Consider the following 4,917-nt stretch of genomic DNA (forward strand, 5'->3'; position numbering starts at 1 on the left):
CGACTAATTCGACTACCTCGACTAATTCGACTACTTCCAGTAATCACTGTGTAATTCCTGACTGGCTACAGGAATGTTTGTGTGCTGGGCCAGAAGCCTGCGATCCCGCAGACACAGGGTTAATTTGTCGAGCCTTTGAATTTGCTTATAAACTCCACGACGGACAGTATCGCAAATCCGGAGAACCTTATATCTGTCATCCAGTTGCAGTGGCAGGTTTGTTGCGAGATTTAGGCGGATCGGGGGCGATGATCGCAGCTGGATTCCTGCACGATGTCGTTGAAGATACTGATGTCACTGTGGAAGAGATCGAACAGCGGTTTGGCTCAGAAGTGCGTCGATTGGTGGAAGGTGTCACCAAATTGTCTAAGTTTTCGGAAAATTTCTCCAGCAAAACCGAGCGACAAGCGGAAAACTTCCGCCGAATGTTTCTGGCAATGGCTCAAGATATTCGGGTAATTGTGGTGAAACTGGCCGATCGCCTCCATAATATGCGAACGCTAGAACACCTGTCTGACGAAAAGCGTCGCCGCATTGCTCAGGAAACGCGAGAAATTTTTGCTCCTTTGGCCAATCGTCTGGGGATCGGGCGCTTTAAGTGGGAACTGGAAGATTTGGCGTTTAAATATCTGGAAACCGAATCATATCGCCAAATACAGGAGTTAGTTGCTGAAAAGCGCACAGATCGAGAGGAAAGACTCACAAATGTCACAAAAATTCTGCGGGAGCGTCTGGAAGAAACGGGAATTCGTTGCCAGGAGCTGAGCGGTCGTCCCAAGCACCTTTACAGTATTTTCCTGAAAATGCAGCGCCAGCAAAAAGAATTTCATGAAATTTACGATCTGGCGGCAATTCGCATTATTGTCGAGAGCAAAGATGAATGCTATCGCTCTTTAGCAGTTGTTCACGATGCCTTCCGACCGGTTCCTGGCAGATTTAAAGATTACATCGGTTTGCCGAAACCCAACCGCTATCAGTCGCTGCATACTGTAGTTATTGGCCCAACGGGGCGTCCGATCGAGGTGCAGATCCGTACCCAGGAAATGCACCGCATTGCGGAATACGGTATCGCCGCGCATTGGAAATACAAGGAAACCGGTCGTTCTAACACTCAGCTGACAGCATCGGATGAGAAGTTTACCTGGTTGCGGCAGTTGTTGGAATGGCAAAACGATTTGAAAGATGCTCAGGAATATATTGAGAGCGTCAAAGATAATTTATTTGAAGACGATGTGTACGTCTTCACGCCTAAAGGCGATGTGATCTCCCTGAGTCAGAAAGCGACACCAGTCGATTTTGCCTATCGCATCCACACAGAGGTGGGTCATCACTGCGCGGGTGCTAAAGTGAATGGGCGGATGGTGCCGCTGGGTACGCCGTTGAAGAATGGGGATATCGTAGAAATTATCACCCTGAAAAACAGCCACCCCAGTTTGGATTGGCTGAATTTTGTGGTGACTCCTTCCGCCAGAAACAGGATTCGGCAATGGTATAAGCGCAGTCACCGCGACGAAAATGTCGCTCGCGGTCGGGAACTGTTAGAAAAGGAATTGGGTAAAAGCGGTTTTGAAGCTTTGCTGAAGTCTGAACCCATGCAGGCGGTGGCGGAACGATGTAATTACCATAGTGTAGAAGATTTACTGGCTGCTTTGGGTTACGGGGAAGTAACGCTCAACTTAGTGGTAAATCGTATCCGAGAAGCTGTGAAGTCTCAGCAACCTATTGCTCCCGCTCCAGAAGTGTTACCGCCGCTTCCCACAACGCAGCGTTCCAGTGCATCTGCTAATGGCAGTAAGGGTGGGGTACAATCTCGCACGAGCTCGCCGATCGCAGGAGTGGAAGGATTGCTTTATTATCTGGCTGGGTGTTGCAATCCGATTCCCGGCGAAGCGATTATCGGTGTGGTGACGCGCAGCAGTCGGGGTATTTCTATCCACAGGCAGGGATGTAACAATGTGGAAAACGTGCAGGGCGATCGCCTCGTACCTGTGAAGTGGAATCCCACCGACTCGGATGGCGCTCGTCCCCAAACATATCCGGTCAATATTCAAATTGAAGTACTCGATCGCGTGGGAGTTCTTAAAGATATCCTCTCTCGTCTAACCGATAATAATGTCAATGTCCGCAACGCGCAGGTAAAAACCTTTGAGGGACGCCCCGCTTTAATCGATTTGGGCATTGATATCGAAAATTATCAGCAGCTGGAGCGTGTTTTCGTGCAAATTAAGAAAATGAGCGATGTTTTGAATTTGCGTCGCATCAGTCAGGTGGAAGAACAAAAGCTCTAAGTGCTTGACAGTTGCGCTCTGGTTGGTTCTGCTTTTTTGACACTCCCCCGATTTCCTATCGGGGGATTCTTGGTTGAACGAGTCTACTTGGACTGAGTTGCTTGCGGTACTCAACCTAGAGGTGGTTCCTTTCCCAAGCATTACTTCCTCTGTGCCCCAGAGTAGTTGGATTGCGCCAAGATTTGTTTGAATAAAAAGCTGGTCGTCTAGTTTCCATACAAATTTTACCAGCTCCTGAGTATAACTAGAACTGGGGAACAGAACGCTATATTTGCGCTTGTAAAAATCCTAAATTCTCCCCACCTGTTGAGCCACAGCATAAGTTGCAAGGATTAGTATAGGAGAATCTGCGATCGCCTGTATCGTAGAAACCTGCTGTAGGGGAAGCCTTCTCTATTTGTGGGGAACAGGGTAGCAGCAAGCAAACGTCAAAGCCTTTCGGTTCTCAGCCCGATGTCCGCTTTCAGTCTGCTAAATCTAGCAGAACGTAACTGCCCAAACTCATCCTTATCAGTTTTTTAGGATTTTCTTGAATGGCTTTTAATCTCGCCCAGCGCATCTCCTTCGCCGCCACCGCAGTAGCCCTAGCTACTCTTGTACCCGGTATTGCCTTTTCACAAAACTCCAGTCCCAATACTCCTCCCGCACAACCCGCGCAACCCACAAACCCTTCTAATCGTCCAGCTACAGTAGAGGAAGTATTGGGTCTTACTCCTGGGCAGGTGCAACAAATACGAGATATTCTTGTCAACAGACAACAACAAATTGAGTCGGTATTAACTCCAGACCAGCGGAATAGATTTGCCCAAGCAGTTCAATCCGGCCAAAATCCCGGTACAGCACTACGTTCCCTTAATTTAGAACAAGAGAAAATCAATCGGATTCGCTCAATTGTGGAAACTTCTAACCAGCAAATTCGAGGAGTTTTGACAGCAGAACAACTGCAAAGACTGCAACAGCAAGTGCAACAAAATCGTCCCAGCAGTCAAAGGTAGATTATACTCAACTCACAAATCTATAGCAGGGGGGTTATTTTTGAGATAGCCTCCCTTTTCGCATAGCCGTCTAATTTCTGTAAATAACTGGCAAAATTTAAGCAATAGTCAATTTGAATTTAAATGAACTCAGCTACAACCGGAACAAATACAAATTCCTCCAATCCTTTGCTGACACTCAATTATGAACCGGCGTTGGAAGGTTTGGGAGAGGATTATTTCGATCGAGTCGCAGCGGCTGAATTCCCCAGACATATGCTGCGGTTTCGGAACGATCGACTGCTTCCCCTACTGGGACTAGATCCTCAACAAGTAACCGATTACCATTTCATCGAAGCCTTTGGCAAGTTTGAGGGTCGATCGCCTTTTTTAGCGTTGCGCTATCACGGTTATCAATTTGGCGAATACAACCCATTTTTGGGCGATGGCAGAGGTTTTCTCTACGGACAAGTTCGCGGAACTGATGGGGAATTGTACGACTTCGGTACGAAAGGTTCCGGTAGAACGCCTTACTCTCGCGGCGGTGATGGACGATTAACTCTCAAAGGCGGCGTGCGGGAAGTTCTTGCAGCTGAAATGCTGTACCAAATGGGTGTGCGAACATCTCGCTGTTTGAGCATGATTGAAACTGGCGAATCTTTATGGCGGGGAGATGAACCTTCGCCTACTCGGTCATCGGTGATGGTGCGTTTTAATCGTTCGCATATTCGGTTTGGTACGTTTGAGCGTTTGCAATATATCGGTCGCAAGGATTTAATTCAAAAGCTGTTAGACCATGTAATCGCACAGTATTATCCCGCTTTACAAGGAACACCTGACAAGTACTCCCAATTCTACGCACAATTAGTGCAACGGGTGGCAGAATTAGTGGCGCAATGGATGGCGGCTGGTTTTTGTCATGCTGTCTTGAATACAGATAATATGTCAATTACGGGGGAAAGTTTCGATTATGGGCCTTATGCTTTTATCCCTACTTACAATCCCCAATTTACGGCGGCATATTTTGATTATTACGGGCGTTATAGTTACAGCAATCAAGCAAGTATTTGTCATTTGAATTTGGAAATGCTTCAGCAACCATTGGTGGCGGTGATTCCTCTAGCTGATATGGAAGTTGCTTTGGCACAGTTTGAGGAGCATTATCTATCGATGTATAAGCAGTTGATGCTCAATAAGTTGGGTTTTGAGGGAACGCAAAGTGCAGCAGCAGATGAGTTGTTTTTCCTTACTGTTCAACTTTTGAATGATACTCAGGTGGGTTATCACGAGTTCTTTGCGGAATTAAGGCGGCACTTTTCTAGTAAGTGGCGAGAAGATGTCAGTAAGATTTTCAATGGTGCTGCTATTGTACAATCGTTTGAGCAGTCAAATTTGTTCGATAAATGGCGAAATTTATATCATTTGGTGTTGCAGAGTTTGCCTGTTGAGGAGATGGATAAGGTGGAGGGGATGTTGTGCGATCGCAATCCCATAACAGTCATAGTTCGTCCGGTGATAGAATCGATTTGGGAGCCAATTGTACAAGAAGATAATTGGCAGCCTTTTTACGATTTGTTAAAGCGTATTTGGTCTAAAAATTAGGAATTTAATCTCTGTAGGGTGGGCATTGCCCACCTTACTTTAATTATTTTTTT

The 4,917-nt window shown here is 46.5% G+C and carries 3 protein-coding genes; all 3 read left to right on the forward strand.

Going from position 1 to position 4,917, the window contains the following annotated elements; genetic code table 11:
* A partial coding sequence (locus H6S82_RS18110; RefSeq protein ID WP_242056998.1) for a bifunctional (p)ppGpp synthetase/guanosine-3',5'-bis(diphosphate) 3'-pyrophosphohydrolase occupies positions 1–2,288 on the forward strand: 2,288 nt, incomplete at its 5' end.
* Between the two features lie 533 nt (positions 2,289–2,821).
* Positions 2,822–3,283 carry a Spy/CpxP family protein refolding chaperone gene (locus tag H6S82_RS18115; protein WP_190474064.1) on the forward strand — a complete coding sequence of 154 codons (462 nt, stop codon included), beginning with the start codon at positions 2,822–2,824 and terminating at the stop codon, positions 3,281–3,283.
* Between the two features lie 123 nt (positions 3,284–3,406).
* The gene (locus tag H6S82_RS18120; RefSeq protein WP_190474062.1) at positions 3,407–4,864 is read left to right on the forward strand and encodes a YdiU family protein; all 1,458 of its coding nucleotides are present in this window, start codon (positions 3,407–3,409) and stop codon (positions 4,862–4,864) included.
* Positions 4,865–4,917 lie beyond the last annotated feature (53 nt).

The sequence above is a fragment of the Planktothrix sp. FACHB-1355 genome (assembly GCF_014748295.1).
Lineage (GTDB): Bacteria > Cyanobacteriota > Cyanobacteriia > Cyanobacteriales > Aerosakkonemataceae > Aerosakkonema > Aerosakkonema funiforme_A.